The 2,706-nt window shown below is 56.6% G+C and carries 4 protein-coding genes; 3 read left to right on the top strand and 1 reads right to left on the bottom strand.

Going from position 1 to position 2,706, the window contains the following annotated elements; genetic code table 11:
- The 3 genes from rplS to ACWYRJ_RS20740 all read left to right on the top strand — a co-directional run.
- Positions 1-223, top strand: a 223-nt coding sequence (rplS, locus tag ACWYRJ_RS20750) for a 50S ribosomal protein L19 (protein WP_368283861.1), incomplete at its 5' end; no start/stop codon positions are given.
- A 132-nt stretch (positions 224-355) separates the two neighbouring features.
- Complete coding sequence (locus ACWYRJ_RS20745; RefSeq protein ID WP_455508540.1) at positions 356-760, top strand: DUF2946 domain-containing protein; 405 nt, start codon at positions 356-358, stop codon at positions 758-760.
- 39 nt (positions 761-799) lie between these two features.
- Entirely contained in the window at positions 800-2,170 is a 1,371-nt protein-coding gene (locus ACWYRJ_RS20740) for a PepSY-associated TM helix domain-containing protein (protein WP_455508539.1), read from the top strand.
- Positions 2,171-2,172: 2 nt separating this feature from the next.
- On the opposite strand, the gene ACWYRJ_RS20735 is transcribed toward ACWYRJ_RS20740, so the two are convergent.
- A complete protein-coding gene (locus ACWYRJ_RS20735; RefSeq protein WP_455508538.1) occupies positions 2,173-2,658 on the bottom strand; it encodes an OmpA family protein in 486 nt (161 codons plus the stop codon).
- Between the last annotated feature and the right edge of the window lie 48 nt (positions 2,659-2,706).

The following is a 2,706-nucleotide window of genomic DNA, read 5'->3' as shown; positions in this document are numbered from 1 at the left end:
ATTCGAGGGCGTGGTTATCGCTATTCGTAACCGCGGTCTGCACTCTGCATTCACTGTTCGTAAAATTTCCAACGGCGAAGGCGTTGAGCGTGTCTTCCAGACTCACTCTCCGGTAGTTGACAGCATTGCTGTTAAACGTCGTGGTGCTGTACGTAAAGCTAAACTGTACTACCTGCGTGAGCGTACTGGTAAGTCTGCTCGTATTAAAGAGCGTCTGAACTAAGATTCGCTTAAGCGACATCCTGTTAGAAAGGGCTGGCCGAAAGGCTGGCCCTTTTTTTATCCCATCGCACCTCTCGAGTTAACCCTTTCTTCATAAATCATTTACAATGCTTGCCTCTTGAGTGGAGGGGAAGTGGATAACGTACTGCATCAGCCTGACCGGAAACGCGCAGCGGCATTGATCGCGCTGTTTGCGATCCTGCTGATCGTGGTGGCGCCGCTGATCTCCGTCTCATTGCAGAAAGATCCCATAAGCGCCATGCCGGGTATGCATCATGACATGAGCATGATGTCGATGGACGAGCATCACGTTGATATGCCGCACACGATGCCTGTCGACCATGCGGAAGCCTGTGGCTACTGCGTGCTGTTAGCGCATGTCCCTGGCGTGATGCTGGCGCTCATCGTCCTGCTCAGCGTGGTGCTGCAGAGGCTTCGCGTTAAGCCGCCGCGTCAGGCGGTCAACCACTGGCACTTCTTCCCCTGGCTTTACCCGGATACCCGCGCGCCGCCGCGGCAGTCTGCTTTTTCCCTTTAAAAACAAAATCGATAACTTTTTGCCTTAAAAAGGAAAAGTATGACTACCTGCACCTCGCGCGTGGCATGGGGAAACCTGCTGCGTCGCCTTCATTTCTACGTTGGGCTGTTTGTCGGCCCGTTTATCTTCTTCGCCGCGCTGACCGGGACGCTGTATGTGGCGACCCCGCAGCTGGAGAATGCGCTCTACCGACACGCGCTCCACGCGGATTCCGTGGGCGAGCCGCAGCCTCTGGCCGAACAAATCGCCGTGGCGGAAAAAACCGTTGGATCAGATTTACGTTTGCACGCCGTTCGTCCGGGGCTGGCTGAAGGCGAAACCACCCGCGTGATGTTCGCTGACCCGAAACTTGGGCCATCGGAGAACCGCGCTATCTTCGTGGATCCGGTAAGCCTGACGGTACTGGGAGATATGACGGTATACGGCACCAGCGGGATTTTACCGCTGCGTCAGACCATTGATTACCTCCACACCTCTCTGATGTTGGGCGACGTGGGGAGGCTCTACAGCGAGCTTGCAGCCTCCTGGATGTGGGTTGCCGCGCTGGGCGGTATTGCCCTGTGGTTTTATACCCGACCCAAACGGCGGATCAACAATCGCTTCCAGAACCGGCGTCGGGTGCACGTGACGCTGGGCTGGAGTCTGCTGGGAGGAATGCTGCTGTTCTCAGCTACCGGCCTGACCTGGTCCCAGTGGGCTGGCGGGAACGTGGATAAGCTACGTGCAGAGATGAACTGGCTCACCCCGCAGGTGAACACGACGCTATCCGGCCAACATGAGGTTATGGATGAACATGCCGAACATCGCGGTCATCACGGTGGGATGATGATGCCGGAAATGGCGATGGATTTGACGCAGTTTGACGGGGTATTAAGCGCGGCGCGTAACGCGGGGATTGATGCCAGCAAGCTGGAGATCCGCCCGGCGAAAACAATGGATCGTGCCTGGACCGTAACGGAAATCGATCGCAGCTGGCCGACTCAGGTGGACGCCGTTGCGGTAGATCCCCATACGATGCAGGTCCTGGACAGAACCCGATTCGAGGATTTCCCGTTAATGGCAAAACTGACCCGCTGGGGCGTGGATTTCCATATGGGGATCTTATTCGGCCTGGTGAATCAGCTGCTGCTCGTGGCGTTTGGCCTCGCCCTGTGCGTGCTCATTATCTGGGGATACCGGATGTGGTGGATGCGTCGTCCTGCGCAATCGGCAGTGAGTCCGGTACAGACGCTTTGTCAGAGCTGGCTGGCGCTGTCAGGATGGGGAAGAGGGGTTACGCTGATAATCAGCGTACTGCTGGGGCTGGCCCTGCCGGTGATGGGCGTGAGTCTGGCGCTGTTTATTCTGGTGGACTGGCTGCGCTGGCGAGCGGCAACCAGGGTGACGCTCGCCGAATCATCCGCTAAATAACCCTATGGCGTGCTGATCACCACTGCGACGCGGCGGTTTTCAGCGCGCCCTTGCGGGGTACTGTTGCTCGCCACCGGGTATTTTTGACCTAATCCTCGCGTGGTGAGATTGCTGCGCGGGATATTTGCACCCTTCGCCCAGGCATCGGCCACGGCGTTGGCGCGTTTTAACGACAGCGCTTCGTTGTAGCTTTCTTCCCCGTAGTTATCCGTGTGACCGTCCATTCGCGCATGGGTCAGGCCGGTTTTCGCCAGGCGAGAGGCCATGGACTGGATCTGCGTTTCACTCTCAGAACGCAGTCTGGCGTCATTTTTATCAAACAGGATGGTGTCCGACATGCCAAGCGACCAGTCACCGTTCAGTTCGTTAAAACCGTAAGACTTCATCGCCGCAATTTGCTCAGGAGTGAATTTGCCTTCCGGCGGCGACTGACAGCCTGCCAGAACCAGTGAGGCCAGTACTAACGGCGCGAAGTAACGTTTTAACATAGTGTATCCTTTCTAACTTATTGTTTTCGTACGCTGGTTTTTAACCTG

The organism is Enterobacter sp. (assembly GCF_977039595.1).
Note: the sequence above shows the minus strand (reverse complement) of the source record. Positions and strands in the feature narration are given on the sequence as shown.

Bases quoted from the DNA above. Each gene is read 5' to 3' on its own strand.
- ACWYRJ_RS20740 (WP_455508539.1), top strand. From the start codon at position 800: ATGACTACCTGCACCTCGCGCGTGGCATGGGGAAACCTGCTGCGTCGC.
- ACWYRJ_RS20735 (WP_455508538.1), bottom strand. From the start codon at position 2,658: ATGTTAAAACGTTACTTCGCGCCGTTAGTACTGGCCTCACTGGTTCTG.